Genomic DNA, 21,514 nt, shown 5'->3' with positions numbered 1-21,514 from the left:
TAACAGTCATTGTATTCTAATAGCTACAATTCTATGTCTCTTACTATAATATTTTGAGCTTCTTCTTCTCTCAGTGCAATACAAGTATCTCTTATAAGATATGCCGTTGGATCTCCAAAAGGACTCTGCCTAAGTACGTGGATAGTGGTGTTTGGCACTATCCCTAAATCCAGCATTCGTTGTCTTGATAAACCTTCCGAGAGCAATTCTACCACTTGCACTTTTTTCCCTACTGCAATTTCTGTTAGTTTTACTATTAAGGTTTCCATTTTTTCACCTGCCTTGATATTGTCTTATGACCCACAAGAATAAAAAACAAGTAAAGATAACGAAAAATAGACTATGCTAGAATAGACTCGTATACTGATTTGTTATTTATTTTAATGTGCCTTTGCTTTATATTATGTGTTTAAGGCTAAAATCGTCACTTAAAATAAAAAAAGAAAAGTTCCCAACACCGGGGACGGTTAACAACTATTTAAACTATTGACTTTAGAATATGAATATCATCCTGACCCATAGGCAATAATTTTAAGAAAAGCTTATGGGAAAGGATGATTTTTTATGTCAAGAACTTTTAGATTAAAAAGTGAACAATCTATATATCATATTATGTGCAAAAGTATCACTGAGGTAGATTTATTCAAGGATTCTGATGATAAGAAAAAGTATTTATCCCTTATAAAAAAATATAAGATCCTATATGATTTTAAACTTTATGGGTACTGCCTAATGAATAACCATTTACATTTAATAATTGATGCTAACGGATCAGACATATCAAAAGTAATGCATGGAATAAATTTTTCTTATGCAATGTATTTTAATAAAAAACATAAAAGGGAAGGTCATCTTTTTAGAGATAGGTTTAAGAGTATAATAGTTGCTAATGAAAGGTATTTAAAGACCTTATCGCTATATACACACAATAATCCTACAGCCATAGTGGAATATAAGGATTGTCCTGAAAAATATGCATTTTCTAGTCTAGCAATATTCTTAGGGAAAAGACGTGATTCTTTTAAATTAATTGATTATGGATTTATTATGAGTCTTTTTGGAAATAGCCTTAAAACTGCAAGGAAAAATTACTATAACCTTGTTTTTAGAGACAACGAAGAAAAGCTGAAAGAAGAAATTGATTTTGAATTTGAAGATGAAAAAACAGAGTATAAAAGTGATAGGAAAATACTTATAAGGAACTTTAAACCAGAGGATATAGCCGAATTTATAGCGTCAAAACTAAACGTATCAAAGGTTCATCTTTATATGAAGTACAGCAGAAAACTTGTAAAAGCAAAAGCGTTAACAGTTGTTCTAATGAGAAGCCTCTGCAACTTTAAATCCTGTGATATATCTAACACACTTGGGAACATTACGCAGGCTAGAGTATCAAAATTAAGCACTATCGGTATAGAATTAATTGGAACAGACGAAAAATACGAAAATATTATAGGTGATTTTATTAAATCCTATGCTTAGCCATTTGTAATAAACGAAAATTTTTCAGAGAATAAAATATGGTTATTTTATTCAAATATACTTGGACAAGCATACATAAATATGATCTTCTATTAATGTATAAGATAAAATTATTAAAACAAGTTCTCTTAAATATGCTGAGCAATGAAAAAATACATGTTTTTTTAAACATGCATCTTTTCATTACTCGTTAACCGTCCCTATCTATTTCACCATTTGTTTAATTGTTTGTTAACCGTCCCCACTTTTTATTTTCTTGAGGTTAATCACAAAGCCCCATTAAATTTTACAGTTACAACGCAACCCGCGCCTTCTTTACTTTCCACTTCTATATTTGCTTTATGAATGGTTAATATATTGCGTACAATAGTGAGACCTATCCCTGAGCCTTCCACTTCATGTCTACTTTTATCTCCCCTATAGAGCCTTTCGAATATATAAGGTAAGTCTTCTTCCTTAATACCAATGCCTGTATCTTCTATTTTTAATATTACTTTTTCATCAGCTTCTTTTAAAGCAATATCAATTTTCCCCTGCTTGGGAGTAAATTTAACTGCATTTGAAAGCAAGTTAATAATTACCTGTTTTATTTTATCTCTGTCTCCTAAAATGTTGCATTGTTTACTTGTGTTTAACTCTAAGGTCATGTTAATATTCTTATTTTCTGTTATTAATTCAAATTCTTTTACAACTGAAGAAAGGATATCTTTCAAAGAAATTTTCTCCGTGTTTAATGCTATTTCTTCTCCTTCAACCTCTTTTAATGCATTTAAGTTGTCTATAAGCTTTCCAAATCTAATAACTTCTTCATTAAGATAAGTCAATCTTTCATTATCTACGGGGAAAATACCATCAATCATAGCTTCAAAATTATTTTGTAAAATATTAAGAGGCGTTCTGACTTCATGAGATATATCTGATATTAACCTCTTTCTAAGGACATCCTGATGCTGAAGCTTTTCTCCAAGTGTATTTATGCTATTTCTTAAATCTTCAAGTTCTAAAATGCTACTCTTATCATTTGCCCTTGCATTATAGTTTCCATTTGAAAGATTGACTGAAATCTTTGAAACTTGCCTAAGCGGAGTAGAGAATTGCTTCGAAATAAAAAGACTAATTAATATTGTTATTAAAATTGAAAGTACGACACTTAAAATAATACTCTTATTTATTGAGAGTTTAAAATCCACATCCTCTTTGGATAATAGAACTGGTGCGTATTGCCCTATTTCTATGTATCCTACAATCTTGTCCTTAGATTTTATTTCAAAGGTACTTGTAGTATAAACCCCTTCATTTTTGACGTGCATAGTGATATTAGTATTGTTAACTATGTCATTAGCGTTCATTCCCCAAACGGCTTTTTTATTTTCATCCTTAAGAGTAAGGCAGTATCTACTCATATAGGCTTCATGCATAATTTCTATTCCTGAAGTTTCTGACCACTTACCATTTTTTTTATATACTTCTTCTAAATATTTTACTATTCTAATATCCCTCTTATTTTGTATTTCGACTAAGTACCTGTTGAAGGTTCTTGATATTGTTATATTCACTAAAAGTGTAGATAAAAAAAGTGCTAATATAGAGGTGCATACCAAAATAATACTTAACCTTTTTCTTATGCTTTGCGTAAATTTTATACTTCGCATAAAGTTTATGATTCTCATAAATTAATCACCACCAAATTTATAACCAATTCTAGTTACGGTTATTACATATTTAGGATTTCTACTGTCTTCTTCTATTTTTTTACGTATATTTTTAATGTGTACATCTATCGTTCTATCAAAACCTTGAAAATCTATTCCCATTATTCTCTCAATAAGCTGCTCTCTTGTGAATACTTTTCCCCTGTTAGATGAAAGAATATGCACTATGTCAAATTCATTTGGTGTAAGAGCTATTTCTGTCCCGCGTACCTTAATTATTCTTTTGTCATAATTAATTTCTAAATCTCCATTATTATAAACTTTTGTTTCAAACTTATTTACATTAATCCTTCTAAATAAAGCATTTACTCTTGCTGTTAGTTCTCGCGGGCTGAAAGGCTTAACAAGATACTCATCTGCTCCAAGGTTTAATCCTTGTATTCTATCTTCTAATGTACCCTTTGCCGTAAGCATAAATATATGCACTTCAGAAATTTTTCTTAGCACACCGCACACCTCTTCGCCAGATATGTCCGGTAGCATTAGATCCAAAATAACTAATCTGAATTCAATTTTTTCGAAAAGTTTTATGCCTTCCAGTCCCTTTGTGGTGCAATGTACTCTATAGCCTTCTTTTTCAAGATATGCTTTTAATATTTCTGAAACCTTTTCTTCATCTTCAATAATCAATATATTATCCATGTTTAATTACCCCTTCTTTAATCCTAATAGTTGATAGTTACACATTTTTATATTATAAAAGCTAAAAGGTTGTTAACCGTCCCCACTTATTTCTTCTATTAAAAGACAAATGATTGTTAACCGTCCCTACTTGTTTCAATTAAATTCCGACCATTATTATATTCCCCTAAGGTTTAGCATAATCGATATATACAGGAATTGATAACATGAAAGTGAAATTCTGCAAGAAAAATCAATTGTCTAATGCTGTTATTACTATGATAACCGAAACTCATCCTAATATAAAGATATCCAAATAAAATGCGTTTAAAAATACCATAAATTCAATATTCATCCTATTTCAAAGGTTAATAAAGAGCTATTAGTAATCATGGATACTAAGATTTGTAATATGATAAAGTAAATTATAATCATAGAAAAAATTTATCAAAAACTTATGTAGTTGTTATGAAGATTATCAATTTGGAATTATTTTGTGAAAATAAACTCCTCGTAAAACTTCAAAAACGGTTAACAATTATAACTAATAATTGTTAACCGTCCCCACTATGTTGTATGGTAAACATAAAATTCTCTTTCGTTTGCACGTCACAAAGTAGAAATTTTATGCTTTACTATTTTTAATTATGTATTTTCTATTTCACTCGTCTAGCTGATATAAAATCTGATCTTGTCATAGCTGAAACTTTAACCACATCTCCTGTACTAGGAGCATGTATATATGTATTATTCCCTACATATATACCTACATGATGGGGATTACCAACGCTTCCAAACAGCACCAAATCTCCAGATTGAAGGCTATTTCTAGACACTTGTACGCCATCCTTTATCTGATCAAAGGTTGTCCTTCCTATAGATACCCCAAAATGTGCATATACATATTGCGTAAATCCTGAGCAATCAAATCCCGCTGGCGATGAACCGCCCCATAAATATGGTGTGCCAAGAAAGTTAGAGGCATAGGCTATTACAGCATTACTTGATGGAGTAACTGCGCCTCTTGAAGGTGTAAATTTAGGTGATGCTTCATTTGCTTTTGTTATGTTTTTAGTTGCTAATATTTGTGGATTGCTTGTCCCTCCTGGAAGAAGATTTTCCTTGCTATTTCGCTCAGCCAGTAATTTGTTTTGTGATTCTTTAGTTGCAATCATCTTATTTAACTTCTGCTTATTTTCTACTTGTAAACTCAATAATACCTTCTTTGTCTTGTTTAAATTTTGCTGTTTTTCATTTAATTCTTTTCTGGTATCTTCAAACTCATCCATTACTTTTTTATCATATTCTATAACGGTTTTTATATTTTCTACTCTTGATACAAAATCACCGAAACTCTCTGAATCAAGTATTATGCTCGCATATCCATTAAACCCGTTTATGTACATGGTTCTCATCCTACTATTAAATACCTTCTGTTCTTTTTCAGCCTCTTTTTCAACCTGATTAATCTCCACTGCGGCACTTTCAATTGCCTTTTCAGTTTTAGATATTTTATCTTTATTCTCTTCTGTTTTAGCCATGTTTTGTTGAATTTCATTATCAAATTCTTCTATTTTCATTTCGATTTTTTCTCTTTGTCCTTCAATTTTAGATAATGAGTCATTCTTCTGCACCTCTGCATTTGGTCCAACAGCTAATACAGTTACGTTTGAATTAAAAATTAATATCATCATAACTGCAAGATTTCTTAATGCATTCTTCATTAGTACATCCCCTTCATTTGTTTAGAATTTATAACTTCCTAAGAAATATACCACAGTTTTATGTATTTGTTATGAAAATTGTCCATTTTTATGCAATTGGGAAACATTACATAAAATAAACTTCTCGTGAAACCTGACAAAACGGTTAACAATTATATTAATAATTGTTAACCGTCCCCCACTTTGTCTGCAAAAACATTACCTTATTTATTAAAAAAATCCATTATTTATTAATGCAGAAGTTGAGTTATAACACATTGCAGTGTATAATATTGTCGATTGGTAAGTTTTACAAGGAAGGAGAGTAAGAATGAAAAAGAAAAATATTATTTCCATAATGCTTGTTAGTGCCCTATTTTTAAATTCAATATTTTTTTATTTCTTTAATAACAGTAAAATAAATGCTAATAAACTCAAAATTGAATCTTTAAGAATCGAATTTGATTCTCTAAAAGGTGAAAATCAGACTTTAACAAAGACAAATTATCAATTGATTGAAACAGCTTCTAGCGTTTCAGAAAAAGTTAATAGGTTTAAATCATCTCCTTCGGAGCTGAAGTATTAACGACTTCAGAAGGAGCTTTATACTTCCACTGAAGTCCTCTGTTTGTTCGGGGGGTGTAACTCCCACTTATAGAAGTTGGAGACTTCCTTCTGAAATGTCGTTAAACCTATTACAAACTGATATAGATAATATATGTACATGAATATAAAAAAGGAAGGTATTACTATGAGAATTTCAATCATAGAAAAAAAGCACTCATTAAAATTCCTAATAGTAAAAATTTCTATTTTTACTTTATGCATTACTTCGTTTTTAGGAGTCGCAGTTAGCCAAGTAACCGTAGTTTCAAGTGAACATCAACATAGTTTATTGTCGCATCAAATAGCTCAGATTCATGAGGACAATAAGAAGTTAAAATCACAAAATAAGATCCTCGAAAGTACTATCAAAAAGGATGAAGTCTTATATAAATCCAAATTAGATAATACTAAAATAGCTTATTTAACCTTCGATGACGGGGTATCTAGCAACACTTTACAAATTTTAAAAGTCCTAAAAAAATATAATATTAAGGCTACTTTTTTTGTAAATGGTCACCCTGAATCAAGATTTTTGTATAAACAAATTTCTGACGATGGGCACACTTTAGCTAATCACACTTACAGTCATGATTATAATAGTATTTATGCATCGCCAGATAATTTTAAAAAAGACGTAAAAAAATTAGATTCGTTCCTTACTGAAATTACAGGTAAAAAGCCTAGTCATATTTTAAGATATCCTGGTGGCTCTAATAATACTATTAGTCACAGTTACGGTGGCATGGAAATAATGAACTCTGTAATTAGTGAAATGAATAAGGATGGTTATAAATACTTTGATTGGAATGTTGATTCTAGTGATGCTTCCGCTTTTTGTCAGCACAAACATAAGATTATAGAATCAGTTTTAACTCAATCTAGTCGGACTAAACACGCCATTATATTAATGCATGATTTAAATCCAAAAACCACAACAGTTGAAGCCTTACCTGAAATTATTGAGGGTCTTACAAATCAAGGTTTCATCTTTGATGTACTCTCTGAAAATACTTATCCACCACAATTTAAAGTAGTAAAATAGAAAATCTTACCTACTATTTATTTTGTTGAAAACGCCTAAATAACTTTATTTGCTACCTTGACATCTTTAGTGCAAGTGCTATAATTAATATAAATATAATAATTTAATTCTACGAAGAGAAAAGTAAGCCATGGCACATTTACAGAGAAAGGATACCTTAGCTGGAAGTATTCTTAAATGAAATTGGCTGAAGACTGCCTCTGAGTGACTTCAATAAAGTCCGGTAATTCCGTTATAATTATTAAGTGGTTTATTTTATAAACAATTTGGGTGGAACCGCGGGAAATTATAATCTCGTCCCAATTCTATAATTAGAATTGGGACGGGTTTTTTTTGTTTTATAAAAATATAGGTTTAAAGAATTGCGCATAATATTTATGCTAGTGTTATTTCTCAAATATGACTTAACCCTATAAGATAAAAGAAAGGAGCAATACATATGATAAACATTAAATTAAAAGATGGTTCAATTAAAACTTATGAATCTGAAATGACTGTAATTGAAATTGCGAAAGATATTAGTGAGGGCCTTGCACGAGTTGCTTGTGCTGGAATGGTGAATGATGAAATCGTAGATTTACGTTATAAAATCACTAAGGACTGCGATGTTAGTATATTAACTTTTGATAGCGAAGAAGGTAAAAAAGCCTTTAGGCATAGTGCTACTCATATTTTAGCTCAAGCAGTAAAGAGATTGTTCCCTAGTACAAAACTTGCCATCGGACCTGCTATAGATGGGGGTTTCTACTATGATTTTGATAAACAAGATTCTTTCTCAGCAGATGAAATTAAACAAATCGAAGTAGAAATGAAAAAGATTGTTAAAGAAGATCTTCCAATAGAAAGATTCGAGCTTGAAAGAGATGAAGCTATTGCTTTTATGGAAGAAAGAGATGAAAATTTCAAAGTTCAATTAATTGAAGACCTACCAGTTGACGCAAAATTATCATTCTACAAACATGGCGAATTTACAGATCTTTGTGCGGGACCACATTTAATGTCTACAAAGTATGTAAAGGCATTTAAACTTACTCAAGTTGCAGGAGCTTACTGGAGAGGTAACGAGAAAAACAAAATGCTTAGCCGTATATACGGAACTGCCTTCACTAAAAAATCCGATTTAGATGCTCATATAGAGAAGATGGAAGATGCTAAAAAAAGAGACCATAACAAGCTTGGCCGTGAACTAAAATTCTTTACAACATCAGATGTTATAGGTCAAGGTTTGCCTCTACTTATGCCTAATGGCGCAAGGGTAATCCAATTATTACAACGTTTTGTTGAAGATGAGGAAGAAAAAAGAGGTTATGTTTTAACTAAGACTCCTCTTATGGCTAAGAGCGATTTATATAAAATGTCTGGTCACTGGGATCATTATAAAGATGGAATGTTTGTCCTTGGTGATGAATCTAAAAATGAAGAAGTCATGGCACTTCGCCCAATGACATGCCCATTCCAATTTACAATTTATAATGCAGATCAAAAGAGTTATCGTGACCTTCCAATTAGATATGGGGAGACTTCAACTTTATTTAGAAATGAATCTTCCGGTGAAATGCATGGTCTTATGAGAGTACGTCAGTTCACTATTTCAGAGGGTCATTTAGTTGTTACCCCTGAACAATTAGAAGAAGAATTTAAAGATGTTATAAATTTAATTAACTATGTAATGAAAACACTTGGAATCGAAAATGATATTACTTACAGATTCTCTAAATGGGATCCCAAAAATAAAGATAAGTATATTAACAACCCTGAGGCTTGGGCAGAAACTGAATCGAAGATGAAAGATATACTAGATCACTTAGGAATAAATTATAAAACAGCTATTGGTGAAGCTGCTTTCTACGGTCCTAAGCTTGACCTTCAATTCAAAAATGTTCATGGTAAAGAAGATACTATAATTACAGTGCAAATTGACTTCGCACTGCCAGATAGATTTGACATGACTTATATTGATAAAGATGGAGTTAAAAAGCGTCCATATGTTATCCATAGAACTTCTATTGGTTGCTATGAGCGAACACTTGCAATGCTTATCGAAAAATATGCTGGTGCTTTCCCAACTTGGCTTGCACCACTACAAGTTAAGGTATTACCTATTTCTGAAAAATATCATGATTATGCAGAAAAGGTAGTTGCAAAGCTTAAGGAATCAAGAATCAGATCCTCTGCAGACTTTAGAGCAGAAAAAATTGGCTACAAGATTCGTGAAGCTCGTAATGAAAGAGCCCCTTTCCTATTAATAGTTGGTGAAAAAGAGGCAGAACTAAATGAAGTCTCTGTTAGAAGCCGCAAAAATGGTGATGAAGGTGCAACTTCTTTAGACTCATTTATTTCAAGAATTAAAGAAGAAATAGAAACTAAGCTATTATAATTAAAAAAAGCAAGTACATGATAAAATCTTGTACTTGCTTTTTTTATTAACTTTTATTTATTAATTTTAAATGAACTTTTTAAAGATGCTATTCTGTTAAACACTATTTTATCATCGGTTGTGTATCTAGAATCTACATTAAAATATCCATGTCTGAAGAATTGAAATTTATCTTGTGGTTTTGAATTCTTCATATTTGGTTCTATAAACCCTTGTAATATTTCTATAGAATCCGGATTTATTTGATCTATGAAAGTTTTTCCTTCTTCTTGCTTCTCATCTAAAATTAAAGGCTCATATAACCTAAATTCTGCAGGCACTGCATTTACTACATCTACAAAGTGAATTGTTCCTTTAACTTTTCTCCCTGTAAATCCACTACCACTCTTAGTCTCTGGGTCATAAGTACAATGAATTTCACATATATTTCCGTCAGCATCTTTAATCATTTCATTACATTTTATAAAGTATGCTCCCTTAAGCCTTACTTCGTTACCTATGAACAATCTAAAGTATTTCTTAGGTGGATTTTCCATGAAATCTTCTCGTTCTATATATATTTCTCTTGAGAATGAGACTTGGCGAGTTCCCATTTCTGGATTTTCTTGATTATTCTCAATTTCAAGCATTTCCACTTGAGCTTCTGGGTAATTTGTAATAACTACTTTTAATGGTCTTAAAACTGCCATAGTTCTAAGCGCCTTTGGACTTAAATCTTCTCTTATAAAGTGCTCTAGCATTTGTCCATCTACAGTGCTGTTACCTTTTGCAACGCCAATTTCTCTGCAAAAATTGCGTATAGCTTCTGGTGTGTAGCCACGACGCCTTAGTCCTGCTATAGTTGGCATACGTGGGTCATCCCAAGCATCTACAATTCCTTCGTCTACTAATTGCTTAAGATTTCTTTTACTCATTACTGTATTTGTTATATTTAATCTTGCGAACTCTATTTGTCTTGGCTTACTTTCCATTTCGCATTGATTTACTACCCAATCATATAATGGACGATGATCTTCAAATTCTAAAGTACAAATCGAATGTGTAATACCCTCAATTGCATCTTCTATTGGATGCGCATAATCATACATAGGATAAATACACCATTTATCTCCTGTATTATGATGCACCGCATGAGATATACGATAAATTATTGGATCTCTCATGTTTATATTAGGAGAACTCATATTAATTTTAGCTCTTAGAACCTTAGATCCATCAACGAATTCACCTTTTCTCATACGGTCAAATAGATCTAGGTTCTCTTCCACAGTTCTATTTTTGTATGGACTTTCTTTACCTGGCTCTCTTAAAGTACCTCTGTACTCTTTCATTTCCTCAGCTGTAAGATCGCACACATAAGCCATATTCTTTTTTATTAATAATACAGCACGTTTATACATTTCATCAAAATAGTTTGATGCAAAAAATAAATCATCCCACTTGAATCCAAGCCATTTTACATCTTCTTCTATAGATTTAACGTACTCTTTGTCTTCTTTTGCTGGGTTAGTATCATCAAAACGTAAGTTTGTCTTACCTTTAAATTCATCTGCTAATTCAAAATTTAAAATAATTGACTTTGCATGCCCAATATGCAAATATCCGTTTGGCTCTGGTGGAAAACGAGTAATTATTTTTTTGTGTTTTCCGCTTTCTATATCTTCCTTAACAATATTTCTTATAAAATTTGATGAAGTCGTTTTATTTTCCATATTTGACACCTTCCTTTTAATCTAGCATACTTTATGCTAATCATATCTTGTATGCTTATCATACCTTGTATACCTCACATACCTTGTAAGTTTTACCTATATGCTAATAAATATATCACAAAAACAGTTTTTTTTCTACGTAGCGCGGTATTAAATGTTATGCTTTTTAAGTATCCCGTTTTGTTTATAGTGGTTTAATGCCTATCTCCCATACACCTTATCAATTATTCTCTGGCATTTTAATGCATCTGAGAAATCGCCATCAATGCCATCGCTGCAATTATTATAAATTTTATTAGCAAAATTTATAAGTGAAGCTGTATGACAATTTTGGAAAAATCCTAGGGAGTTCCTTTTGTCAGCATAATATTTTAATAGACTATCTCCTGATGCTACATTTTTAATTTCTGTTGAGCTACTTTCATATCTATATATTTCAATTTCATAAGGATTATTAAAATTAATTTTTATACTACCTTTGCTACCATAAACTACGAAATCATCTGTTTGTTCTCTTTCAGTAAATACTCTTGAAACCTCTAGACTTCCGAAAGTTCCATCTTTTAATGTAAAATCACAATTTGCAATTTCATCAACCTCTGCTCTTTCCTTAAAATAAATCCTAGTCTTCGCTTCTACTTCTTCTATATCTCCCATAGTAAATTGTATCATGTCAATTAAATGAACACCTAAATCCAGTAGTGCTCCTCCGCCAGAATTTTTCCCAGTTCTCCAAGTGCCCTTTTTCTTTTCATTTAAATAACTGTCATGATAAGTTCTAACTTTAAAATCTATAATCTTCCCTATGGTCTCTTTTTCAAGTTCTCTTTTTAATAGAGAGAGAGCGGGCATAAATCTATAAACTAAGGCTACAGAATTTATTATATTATTTTTCTTAACAAGTCTCTCCATTTCCATAGCATCAAAAATATTCGTTGCTAGAGGCTTTTCACAGTAAATAGCTTTTCCATACGCAGCTGCTTTTTTTACAATATCAAAATGTGAATCATTCGGGGTACATATATCTATAAAATGAACTTGTTCATCCTTAAGGACCTCTTCAATGTCCGTAACATTTCTCACACAACTTATGGGTATGTTTGTAGGCTTTCTAGTTACAATATGTGTTAAATTTAACTCATAAGGGAGTGAAAACCTTACGTTAGCGTCGTAAACTGCTAATAAGTGAGTTTTTGCTATACCACCATATCCTATTATCGCAAAGTTTATTTTTTTCATAGATTTATACCCCGCTTTCATTTTATGTAAGCTCTACGTTTGTCTTTTCTACAATTTCCTCTGCAAACATAGTATCTCCACCTTACTATATATAATGTATACATAATGTAGCTCATATTATTTTTGATAGAACTTGTCTATCCCAAGATAGAACTGATCAATTATCACATAATCAGCGTTTTTTTTAATTTCCACAAAGGCATTCCCCATTACCACTCCAAGTCCTACATACCCAATCATTTGTTTATCATTCCCTAAAGCCCCTATGCATATAATTTCATGTGGCTTTATTTCTAATTCCCCTGCAAGCTTTTCTATGCCTGACCTTTTACAAGAGCTTTTGTTCATAACTTCTACAATAAAAGGTGCTACTTTTCAAACAGTGAATTTTGTAATTATATATTAAATTCTTGTTAGTTTAATTATACAATAGGAACAAACAATAGACTATAGACATCAAATAGTATATAAGGTTATCTGCTGATAACATTAAGAAATTAAAATTAATTAACCCCACCTTAATTAATCTAAGATGGGGTTAATTATTATTTTAAGCTATTATATATATTGGATAGATTTTCTTTCATACTCTCTATATATGTTTTATTTCCTTCATTACTTTCTATTGTGTATATTTTTTGCACCTTAGCACCTGAATCTTTTGCAATGGCTTCAGATACTCTTGCACTTGCAAGTTCTTCCATAAAAATAACTTTTATTTTATTTTTCTTGGAAAAATCTATTATCTCCTTTAATTTTTGAGGGGTAGGCTCACCTCCTGCAAATACACCTTCTACACTATTTTGCTTTAAACCAAAATCTCTGCACAAATACCCAAAAGCAGCATGACTTGTAACAAAATTCTTATTTGTTACCGCATCAAATTTTACTTTATATTCGTTATAAAGCTTATCAAGTTCACCTGAGAATTCTTGGAAATTTTTCTCATAAAAATCTTTATTTTTTGGATCAGCCTTAACTAATGCTTCTTTTATGTTTTTAGTTTGAATTTTCGCTTCTCTTAGACTCAGCCATATATGTGGATCATATTGACCATACTCCTTAATTTTTTCGCCCTCGTTTTTTATTGGATTTACCCCAATAGATGAATCAACTACAACTAAATTTTTATTATCTATAGCCGTTAAAGTTTTATCTACCCAGGATTCCATTCCAAATCCCGTATAGACGAACAAACTAGCTTTACTTATGTTTTCCATATCCTTTATTTTCGGTTCAAATTCATGTGGTTCAGAACCTTCCGGTACTATTGTTCTCACTTCTACTTTATCTTTTCCAATAGCCTGCACAAATCCCTTTAATGGATTAAAAGACACTACCACTTGTAGTTTTGACTGGTCACTTTGCTTACTGCTTGTAGCATTTGAACACCCAACTAATGTACCTATCATACATGTTAAAAGTATGGCATTAATAATTTTTCTCAATATTTTTTCACTCCTTAAACCTTCACCTGTAGTGCTGTTATATTATTGTTGCTTGTTGCAAATGATTTGCATTTACCTTTATACTATATCCAAGTATTTGCAATCTGTCAACATTTTATTCGACTTTAACAAAAAGTATATAAAAAAAAGTATGTATTATTATAATACATACTTTTTTACTTATTTAAATCATCTCCTGCGAAGCTGAACAGCTGCAACGGAGCTGAATTAACGACTTCAAAAGGAGATTTATACGCCCACTTATAAAAGTGGGCGACTTCCTTGTGAAATATCGTTAAAAATAAAGAACATAAAAATTTAGTTTTCTTAAATTTCCATTATTATTGGTATAATTATAGGTCTTCTCTTAGTTTTTATATATAAGAACTGGCCTAAAGCGTTTCTGATACTAGCTTTTATTACTACCCACTCTTTAATCTTATTATTTAAGCACTGTTCTAATTCTTTTCTCACAATGTCTCTGGCCTCATTAATAAGTTCATTGGATTCTTTCATATATACAAACCCTCTAGTTATTATATCTGGTCCTGCTACTATACTATAAGTTTCTCTTTCTATAGTAACTACCACGGTAAGTATACCTTCTTCTGCTAAATGCTTTCTATCTCGAAGAACAATATTGCCAACGTCCCCTACTCCAAGTCCATCTACCATTACGGCTCCCGTTTGAACTCTTCCTGCTATTCTACATTCGCTTGGGGATACTTCTAATATTTGTCCTGTTTCTGCAATAAAAATCTTTTCAGAATCCATTCCTAATTTCTCTGCAAGCAACGCATGTTGTTTAAGATGTCTATATTCACCATGAACTGGCATAAAATATTTAGGACGAACTAGCGTATGGATTAATTTTAATTCCTCTTGACACGCATGCCCGGAAACATGAATTTCCTCTGTAGTATTATATATTACATTAGCTCCCTTTTTGAATAGTTCATTTATAACATTGTATATGAACTTTTCATTCCCTGGAATAGGAGATGCAGATAAAATAATCAAATCACCTTTTTGTATTTGGATACTTCTATGAGTTGATGATGCCATTCTTGTTAATGCAGCTAGCGGTTCACCTTGACTACCAGTAGTTACTATTGTTACCTTATCATCAGGGTAATTATGAAGATCTGATACAGTAATTATAGCTTCCGGCGGTATATGTAAATATCCGAGATTCATAGCTACTTCAGAAATTCTCTCCATACTTCTTCCACTAAATGCTATTTTTCTTCCATTCGAAACTGCAGCATTAGCAATTTGTTGTATTCTATGAATATTTGATGCAAATGAAGCTACTATTACTCTGCCTTCTGCCTTATAAAATATTTTATTTAGAGTTTCTCCAATTACTTTTTCAGATATAGTAAATCCAGGGCGTTCTACATTAGTACTATCAGCCATTAGTAGTAGTACTCCTTGCCCACCTAATTTTGCAAATCGCTCTAAATCGATAACTTCTCCATCAATTGGAGTATAGTCTATCTTAAAGTCACCTGTGTGTATAATTCTACCAATAGGCGTGTGTATACAAATGGAGCAGGCATCTGCTATGCTATGACTAACTCTTATAAATTCTACACTGATTTTATCTAGCTTTATAATATCTCCCGATTTTACTACATTTAGGGTGCAATCTGCCAATATTCCATGTTCTTGCAACTTATTTTCTACAAGTCCGAGCGTTAGACGTGTTCCATACACTGGAACATTCATTTGTTTTAAAACATATGGTAATGCGCCTATATGATCTTCATGGCCATGGGTTAGAAAAATCCCTTTTATCTTATCTTTATTCTCTAAAAGATATGTTATATCAGGAATTACTAAATCCACTCCATACATATCCACGTCTGGGAATGCTATTCCACAATCTATTATGATAGTTTCTTCTTTGTATTCTATCGCAGTAATATTTTTTCCAATTTCTCCAAGTCCACCTATTGGAATAACTCTAATTTTATTTTTACCTTTACTTTTATAATTATTATTCAATACTTCCCTGATTCCTAAATATTTGGCAATCTATCCATCCAATATTTTCGTTTTGTCGACTAAACATAATGACAGTATCACAGGACTCAACTACTTAGGTCAGTACCACTATACTAATATTAACTTACTATTCCAAGTATTCTCTTCCTATTACCTAGCCATAAATCAGGTTTTTCACCTACCTTTTCTTTTATATTTTTAATAAAATTATATTTCAAAGCGCCGCTTATTATATAAACACCACTCTCTTTATTTAACTATATATTTTATAACACTTTTCTTATCATACTAAACGTTAAATCATCTCCTGCGAAGCTAAACATCTTTGAAGAAGATGAATCGTCGACTCCGGAAGGATATTTATACTCCTACTGAAGTTTTCTATTTGTTAGGGTACGTAACTTCCACTTATAGAAGTGGGAGCCTCCCTTTTGAAATGTCGTTAAAATAATAAAATGTTTGTAATTTCCTAATAAATACATTAACCAATGTTACCTTTACTCTAGTTAAATATAATTATACCATATAACAATTGATTATATCCAATTATTATATAAAAAAGGTTGAGAAGTAATTTCTCAACCTTAAATCATCATCTACGGTGCTATTAAATTATCATCTTTAATGCTGTTAGATCAATTTCGTTATTTTCTATTCTTTTCTTTAGGCTTTTAACCTTTTCTTCGATTATTTTCGCCACTATTATAAATTCTTCATCAGCTTTCCCAGTGGGATCTTCTAGACCCCAATCTTCTTCATACTTGTGTGCCATAATTGGACATGATACATTACATCCCATTTTTATTACAATATCAGCTTCTGGTATATCATCTATTAATTTTGATGCATGAGTTTCATTCATGTCTACATTGTATAAATTCTTTATTATTCTTACCGCATCTTGGTTAATTTGGGGCTTAGTTTCAGTACCTGCTGAATAAGCTTCAAACACAGATGACCCAAATATCTTTCCGAGCGCTTCTGCCATTTGTGATCTACAAGAATTATGAACACATATAAATGCTACTTTTAGTTTCATAACATCATTCTCCTTCTAAAATTTCTATATATAAATATAAGAAAATAACTAGCATAATCACTAGTCATTTTCTTAAAAAATTTTATTCTAAGTTAGTTATTTATCTAACATTATTTGCTTTTTAAATATACCGCCTTGCTTAGTGTAGTGCAAAATATATTCTTTGTCATAAACATTATGTATTTCTAAATTAATAATTCCTTTTGTTACTAGGACTAATTTTATTTTTTTAAATTCATCAAGTTCTTCTTTTTCAAGCATAGTGTAGATAAGCTTTTGTGAATACATAGCCCATGTTTTTAACAGGTCATCTGTTGGCGTGTTTACGTCTATATTCATTTACATTCCTCCTCGTATAATACTAATAATATTATTATATATATTATGATTTTTATCCTACACTCTATTATATATAATTGTTCATATATAATCAACTTTCATTGATATATTATATTGTATTTATTATAATATTTTTTTATAAAGTTAATAGTTATGGTACCCATTTATAATTATTAACCATATTTTTAAAAATAAAACAATTATTATTTAATTTTTATTCTAAAATCTATAAATAGGACGTCTTTTAAGGACATTTCAGAAGGAAAGTTTTCCACGTCTATAAGTGTGGGTTACCTACTCTAACAAATAGAAAACTTCAGTGGGATTATAAATCTCCTTCTGGAGTAGTCAATCCATCTTCTTTGAAGCTGTTCAGCTCCGCAGGAGATGATTTAACACAGTAGTAATATAAATATGAAATCTAGTCGTCTGGCAATAACTTTTCCCCTGCTACTTTAATACCTATAGCTCCAAGTGGTGCGGTTACAAATATGGACAATACAGCAATTGCCAATATAAGTTCTCCGGATTTAACTCCAGCAGCTAATGGTACTGCGCCCATGGCCGCCTGCACAGTCGCTTTAGGAATATATGAGATCACACAAAACAGTCTCTCTTTTGCATTTAAATCAGTACCCATTAATGATACTAATACCCCTATACTTCTTGCTACTAGTCCACCTGCAATAATAATTAAACCTAATACACCTGATGATGAGGCAACATATATATTGACCTCCGCTCCAACTAATACGAAAAGTAAAATTTCTGCAATTACCCAGACCTTATTAAGTTTTAATGACATTCTATTAGCTACTTTAGCGTATTTTTCTAAAAGGATAAAACCAATAGTCATTACGCCTAAAAGACTTGCAATGGGTACTATATTTTTAAAAACATCTTCAATTCCTGTTAGCATAATTGCTGCAGCAATTATTATTAAAGTTTTTTTAGTATCTCTCATGTGATATTTTTTAAATGTCACTACTAATAAAGCTCCTACAATGACACCAATTGCTATTCCAATAAAAATAGATATGGGAATATCCAATATTTTCATTGGTATATTTACATTTTTACCGCCATATGAACCTAAGAAAGTTGAAAATATAGTTATCGCAAAAACATCATCAATAGAAGCTCCTGCGAGTATTATGGTTGGTATGCCTTTTTTTTCTCCTTTCCCTCTGGATATAAAATTAAGCATAGGTGGAACAACTACTGCTAGTGAAACTGCAGCTATTATAAATCCAAGCATTCCAGCCTCAACTTTTGTTATTCCAAGTACATAGCTTGCTATAAACATAATACTAAGCCCTTCAAAAATACCAGGTATGCAACTCATTTTTAAGGCAGGAACCCCGACTTTGTTTAAAGTATCCTTTCTAATCCCAAGGCCCGCTCTTAGCAGGATAATAATAAGTGCAATTTTTCTTAAATCTGGTGAAATTCTAAGTATATCCGAACTTATTATATTTGTACCATAAGGTCCTAGTAACACCCCCAAAATTAGCATTCCAAGCAGTCCTGGAAGTTTTAATTTTTCAAATAATTTATTGGCCATTAGTCCTAGAATAATTATAATCGCTAAACTCATTGCCATATTACAATCCCTCCCTTTTCTTTGATGTTTTTTACAAAACAAAAGACTCCTACTTAGCATAAACCACTAAGTAGGAGTCATTAATTGCAAAATTGCAATGGTTAAGGTGAACTCCATCACCTATCTTATAAATATATTATACTCCACAAATAAATTAAATCAATAGTTAGACAAATGAAAATGAATACCAATCCCACCGAAGTTCCTGCTATCTAGAATTTATAGTAATAACTCATTTAACTTGTCACCTTTAATTTCATCAGGACTCCACGCGATGAGCGCAAATTTACCGTTTGCATGCGCATCAACCTTGTTAATCCATTCAATTTCATTGCTTGCCTTTGCGGCTAACAATTTATTGGTTGTACCTGTCGCATGTAGTGATGAGTTTATAACCCACCATTTTGTCGCAATTTTTGCACGTTTTAAATCTTCTTCAAGACGAATTGCTTCATATACAGGTGTAGCTTCAGCAAGAGTTACAATGATGACTTCAGTTTCATCAGCATTTCGGAGCCTTGGCAACAGTTTTTTCACAGATTGTGGAATATCGCCTTGTGAGCGTTTGATTTCTTGGTTATAGCTTTGAGTTGACTCAAGTAGCAGTAAAGTATGCCCTGTTGGAGCGGTATCGATGACAACGATCTGATCGACCGCCTTTTCTACTATTTCTGCAAAGGCTCTAAATACTGCAATCTCCTGTGTACATGGAGATCGGAGGTCCTCCTCAACATAAGCAATATCATCATCTGCCATAGTTTCTCTTGCCTTAGACAGCACTTCATCCTTATATTTTTCAAGTTCAGCCTGCTCATCAATGTGGCTCATCGTAATATTACTACTCTCATTAATAACAAATTTGAGATGGGCTGCAGGGTCAGTTGTGGTAAGATGTACTTTTTTGCCCTTTGCCGATAATCCCAAAGCAATGGCCGCCGCAATTGTAGTTTTACCTACGCCACCCTTGCCCATAGCGAAGATTACCTTTTTGTTGCTTTTATACAGTTCTTCAATAACATCTTTTAACTGAGGAATGGTTTCAGCGTTTATCTTTTCATTGCTGACACTATAATTATCTTTGGTAAGAAGTGCCCTGACATTTTCCATCCCTGTTATATTGTAAGCTCTGAGGGGTACCATGTAGGCAGTAATTCCCTTAAGTCCCTGTGGCATTTCCTTAAGTGACTTTTGCTGTTTTTGATACAGCCTTTCGGACACACTGTCATCATAAGAACTCATCACACCATTAATTATCATTGTTTGATTGTTTACACCAATCTGCGAAAGTTCTTTTGATGCTCTTTCCGCTTCTTTAAGCGGTGTCATTTCAGGCCTAGAGATAATCATAAGTGTTGTTAATTCTCCATCGGATAATGTTTCTACTGCTTTTTTATAGATTTCTCTTTTACTCTCTAGACCAGAAAGCTGGCCTAAACAGGATGCACCATGTGTGTTTTCGCTAATAAAATTACTCCACGCCGATGGTAATTGAAGCATTCTAAGTGTGTGACCAGTAGGCGCAGTATCAAATATAATATGGTCATATTCCTCCTGCAATCTTTCATCGGTTATGAATTTTGAAAATTCATTGAACGCTGCGATTTCAACAGTGCAGGATCCAGAAAGTTGTTCTTCCATGTTTTTAAGCACCGCATCTGGCAACTTACCACGGTAAGGTGCGATTACGCTCTCTCTGTGCTGGGCTGCCGCTTGAATTGGGTCAAGATTAGCAACAACGAGATTTGGAACTCCCTTAATTGGGATACCTTTATTGGTCAGCTCAGTGTTAAAAACATCCTGCAAATTTGATGCAGGATCAGTGCTTATAAGAAGCACCTTTTTCCCACTGTCTGCAAGGATGACTGCTGTAGCGCAAGCGGTTGAAGTTTTACCTACACCACCTTTGCCTGTGTAAAATAAATATTTTGTAAGTTTAATATTTTGCGGATTAAAAATTCCCATGTTTATTTACCTCCAGCTTCATTATTAAGTACTTTTGTAATTTGGCTTGTATTTGATATGCTTCGGTTACATTATTAAATCATCTCCTGCGGAGCTGCATATTAACGACTTCAGAGGAGATTTATACTCCCGCTGAAGTTTTCTATTTGTTAGGACATGTAACTCCCACTTACAGAAGTGGGAGACTTCCCTTCTAAAATGTCGTTAACAGCATTTCCCACCAGAACAGCCACAATCCCCTGATTTAGGAGTTACTTTTATTTTGAAAGTCTTTCGCTCTTGACCTAAAAAGCTAAATTCTATATTTAGAAATTTAACTAGTTCTTCATTGCTTGGGTACTTACCTATTAACACGATTTCACCGTCCAAAACAGTAACCGGCAACCCATCAATGCCTTTTTCATTTATAAAGTCATTAACTACTTTGTTATTCACAAATTCCTGTGGTGAACTTGTGAGGTTAAACCTCTCAACCTCAACTCCATTTTTCTTTAATGCACTAAGGACAGTCGAAATCCTAAGAAGCTCTGGATCTACGCCTACGCCGCAAAGTCCTGTTGAGCAACACATAGCTGGTTCAAATATTTGCATTTTTTTCATTAATAATCTCTCCAATCAT

General features: G+C 32.2%; 18 protein-coding genes, 1 riboswitch and 1 other annotated feature. Of the genes, 4 read left to right on the top strand and 14 right to left on the bottom strand.

Translation table 11 applies throughout. The features are described from left to right. Window positions 1–23 precede the first annotated feature (23 nt). Window positions 24–269 carry a FeoA family protein gene (locus ACWJKE_RS14790; protein WP_165413825.1) on the bottom strand — a complete coding sequence of 82 codons (246 nt, stop codon included), beginning with the start codon at window positions 267–269 and terminating at the stop codon, window positions 24–26. 295 nt (window positions 270–564) lie between these two features. On the opposite strand from ACWJKE_RS14790, the gene ACWJKE_RS14785 reads away from it, so the two are divergent. After that, window positions 565–1,482 carry a transposase gene (locus ACWJKE_RS14785; protein ID WP_220286316.1) on the top strand — a complete coding sequence of 306 codons (918 nt, stop codon included), beginning with the start codon at window positions 565–567 and terminating at the stop codon, window positions 1,480–1,482. A gap of 266 nt (window positions 1,483–1,748) precedes the next feature. Here the strand turns inward: ACWJKE_RS14785 and ACWJKE_RS14780 are convergent, their stop codons facing one another. The 3 genes from ACWJKE_RS14780 to ACWJKE_RS14770 all read right to left on the bottom strand — a co-directional run bounded on the left by ACWJKE_RS14780 (window position 1,749) and on the right by ACWJKE_RS14770 (window position 5,539). Next, entirely contained in the window at window positions 1,749–3,152 is a 1,404-nt protein-coding gene (locus ACWJKE_RS14780; protein WP_462958916.1) for a sensor histidine kinase, read from the bottom strand. A gap of 3 nt (window positions 3,153–3,155) precedes the next feature. Beyond that, complete coding sequence (locus ACWJKE_RS14775; RefSeq protein ID WP_165413827.1) at window positions 3,156–3,836, bottom strand: response regulator transcription factor; 681 nt, start codon at window positions 3,834–3,836, stop codon at window positions 3,156–3,158. A gap of 635 nt (window positions 3,837–4,471) precedes the next feature. After that, the gene (locus tag ACWJKE_RS14770) at window positions 4,472–5,539 is read right to left on the bottom strand and encodes a C40 family peptidase (RefSeq protein ID WP_216302410.1); all 1,068 of its coding nucleotides are present in this window, start codon (window positions 5,537–5,539) and stop codon (window positions 4,472–4,474) included. Window positions 5,540–5,849: 310 nt separating this feature from the next. Here ACWJKE_RS14770 and ACWJKE_RS14765 point away from each other — a divergent pair, with 310 nt between their 5' ends. The 3 genes from ACWJKE_RS14765 (at window position 5,850) to thrS (ending at window position 9,543) form a co-directional block, all read left to right on the top strand. Further along, a complete protein-coding gene (locus ACWJKE_RS14765) occupies window positions 5,850–6,104 on the top strand; it encodes a hypothetical protein (protein ID WP_165413829.1) in 255 nt (84 codons plus the stop codon). Window positions 6,105–6,242: 138 nt separating this feature from the next. Beyond that, window positions 6,243–7,166 carry a polysaccharide deacetylase family protein gene (locus ACWJKE_RS14760; protein ID WP_462958915.1) on the top strand — a complete coding sequence of 308 codons (924 nt, stop codon included), beginning with the start codon at window positions 6,243–6,245 and terminating at the stop codon, window positions 7,164–7,166. 102 nt (window positions 7,167–7,268) lie between these two features. Further along, window positions 7,269–7,471 (top strand) — a binding site (T-box leader). 134 nt (window positions 7,472–7,605) lie between these two features. Beyond that, entirely contained in the window at window positions 7,606–9,543 is a 1,938-nt protein-coding gene (gene thrS / locus ACWJKE_RS14755; protein ID WP_165413831.1) for a threonine--tRNA ligase, read from the top strand. A gap of 53 nt (window positions 9,544–9,596) precedes the next feature. On the opposite strand, the gene ACWJKE_RS14750 is transcribed toward thrS, so the two are convergent. The 10 genes from ACWJKE_RS14750 to arsD all read right to left on the bottom strand — a co-directional run bounded on the left by ACWJKE_RS14750 (window position 9,597) and on the right by arsD (window position 21,495). Continuing rightward, the gene (locus ACWJKE_RS14750) at window positions 9,597–11,255 is read right to left on the bottom strand and encodes a glutamine--tRNA ligase/YqeY domain fusion protein (protein WP_216302407.1); all 1,659 of its coding nucleotides are present in this window, start codon (window positions 11,253–11,255) and stop codon (window positions 9,597–9,599) included. Between the two features lie 201 nt (window positions 11,256–11,456). Then, entirely contained in the window at window positions 11,457–12,494 is a 1,038-nt protein-coding gene (locus tag ACWJKE_RS14745; protein WP_216302406.1) for a Gfo/Idh/MocA family protein, read from the bottom strand. Between the two features lie 117 nt (window positions 12,495–12,611). Further along, entirely contained in the window at window positions 12,612–12,842 is a 231-nt protein-coding gene (locus tag ACWJKE_RS14740; RefSeq protein ID WP_216302405.1) for an HAD family hydrolase, read from the bottom strand. Window positions 12,843–13,039: 197 nt separating this feature from the next. Beyond that, the gene (locus tag ACWJKE_RS14735) at window positions 13,040–13,945 is read right to left on the bottom strand and encodes a metal ABC transporter substrate-binding protein (RefSeq protein WP_258280779.1); all 906 of its coding nucleotides are present in this window, start codon (window positions 13,943–13,945) and stop codon (window positions 13,040–13,042) included. A gap of 324 nt (window positions 13,946–14,269) precedes the next feature. Further along, window positions 14,270–15,952 carry a ribonuclease J gene (locus tag ACWJKE_RS14730; RefSeq protein ID WP_165413835.1) on the bottom strand — a complete coding sequence of 561 codons (1,683 nt, stop codon included), beginning with the start codon at window positions 15,950–15,952 and terminating at the stop codon, window positions 14,270–14,272. Between the two features lie 607 nt (window positions 15,953–16,559). Then, window positions 16,560–16,991, bottom strand: coding sequence for an arsenate reductase/protein-tyrosine-phosphatase family protein (locus ACWJKE_RS14725; protein WP_220286312.1), 432 nt, complete (start codon window positions 16,989–16,991; stop codon window positions 16,560–16,562). Window positions 16,992–17,087: 96 nt separating this feature from the next. Continuing rightward, window positions 17,088–17,330: a hypothetical protein gene (locus ACWJKE_RS14720; RefSeq protein ID WP_165413837.1), complete on the bottom strand. Its 243-nt coding sequence runs from the start codon at window positions 17,328–17,330 to the stop codon at window positions 17,088–17,090. Between the two features lie 421 nt (window positions 17,331–17,751). Then, on the bottom strand, window positions 17,752–18,933 hold the full coding sequence (locus ACWJKE_RS14715) for a cation:proton antiporter (protein WP_462958914.1): 1,182 nt from the start codon (window positions 18,931–18,933) through the stop codon (window positions 17,752–17,754). Window positions 18,934–18,997: 64 nt separating this feature from the next. After that, a riboswitch (Fluoride riboswitch) is annotated at window positions 18,998–19,063 on the bottom strand. An 89-nt stretch (window positions 19,064–19,152) separates the two neighbouring features. Further along, window positions 19,153–20,895, bottom strand: a complete 1,743-nt coding sequence (arsA, locus tag ACWJKE_RS14710) for an arsenical pump-driving ATPase (protein ID WP_216302402.1) — start codon at window positions 20,893–20,895, stop codon at window positions 19,153–19,155. A 204-nt stretch (window positions 20,896–21,099) separates the two neighbouring features. Continuing rightward, complete coding sequence (gene arsD, locus ACWJKE_RS14705; protein WP_216302401.1) at window positions 21,100–21,495, bottom strand: arsenite efflux transporter metallochaperone ArsD; 396 nt, start codon at window positions 21,493–21,495, stop codon at window positions 21,100–21,102. Between the last annotated feature and the right edge of the window lie 19 nt (window positions 21,496–21,514).

This window comes from Clostridium sp. CM036 (assembly GCF_055081135.1).
This window is presented reverse-complemented; position numbering and strand designations above follow the sequence as displayed.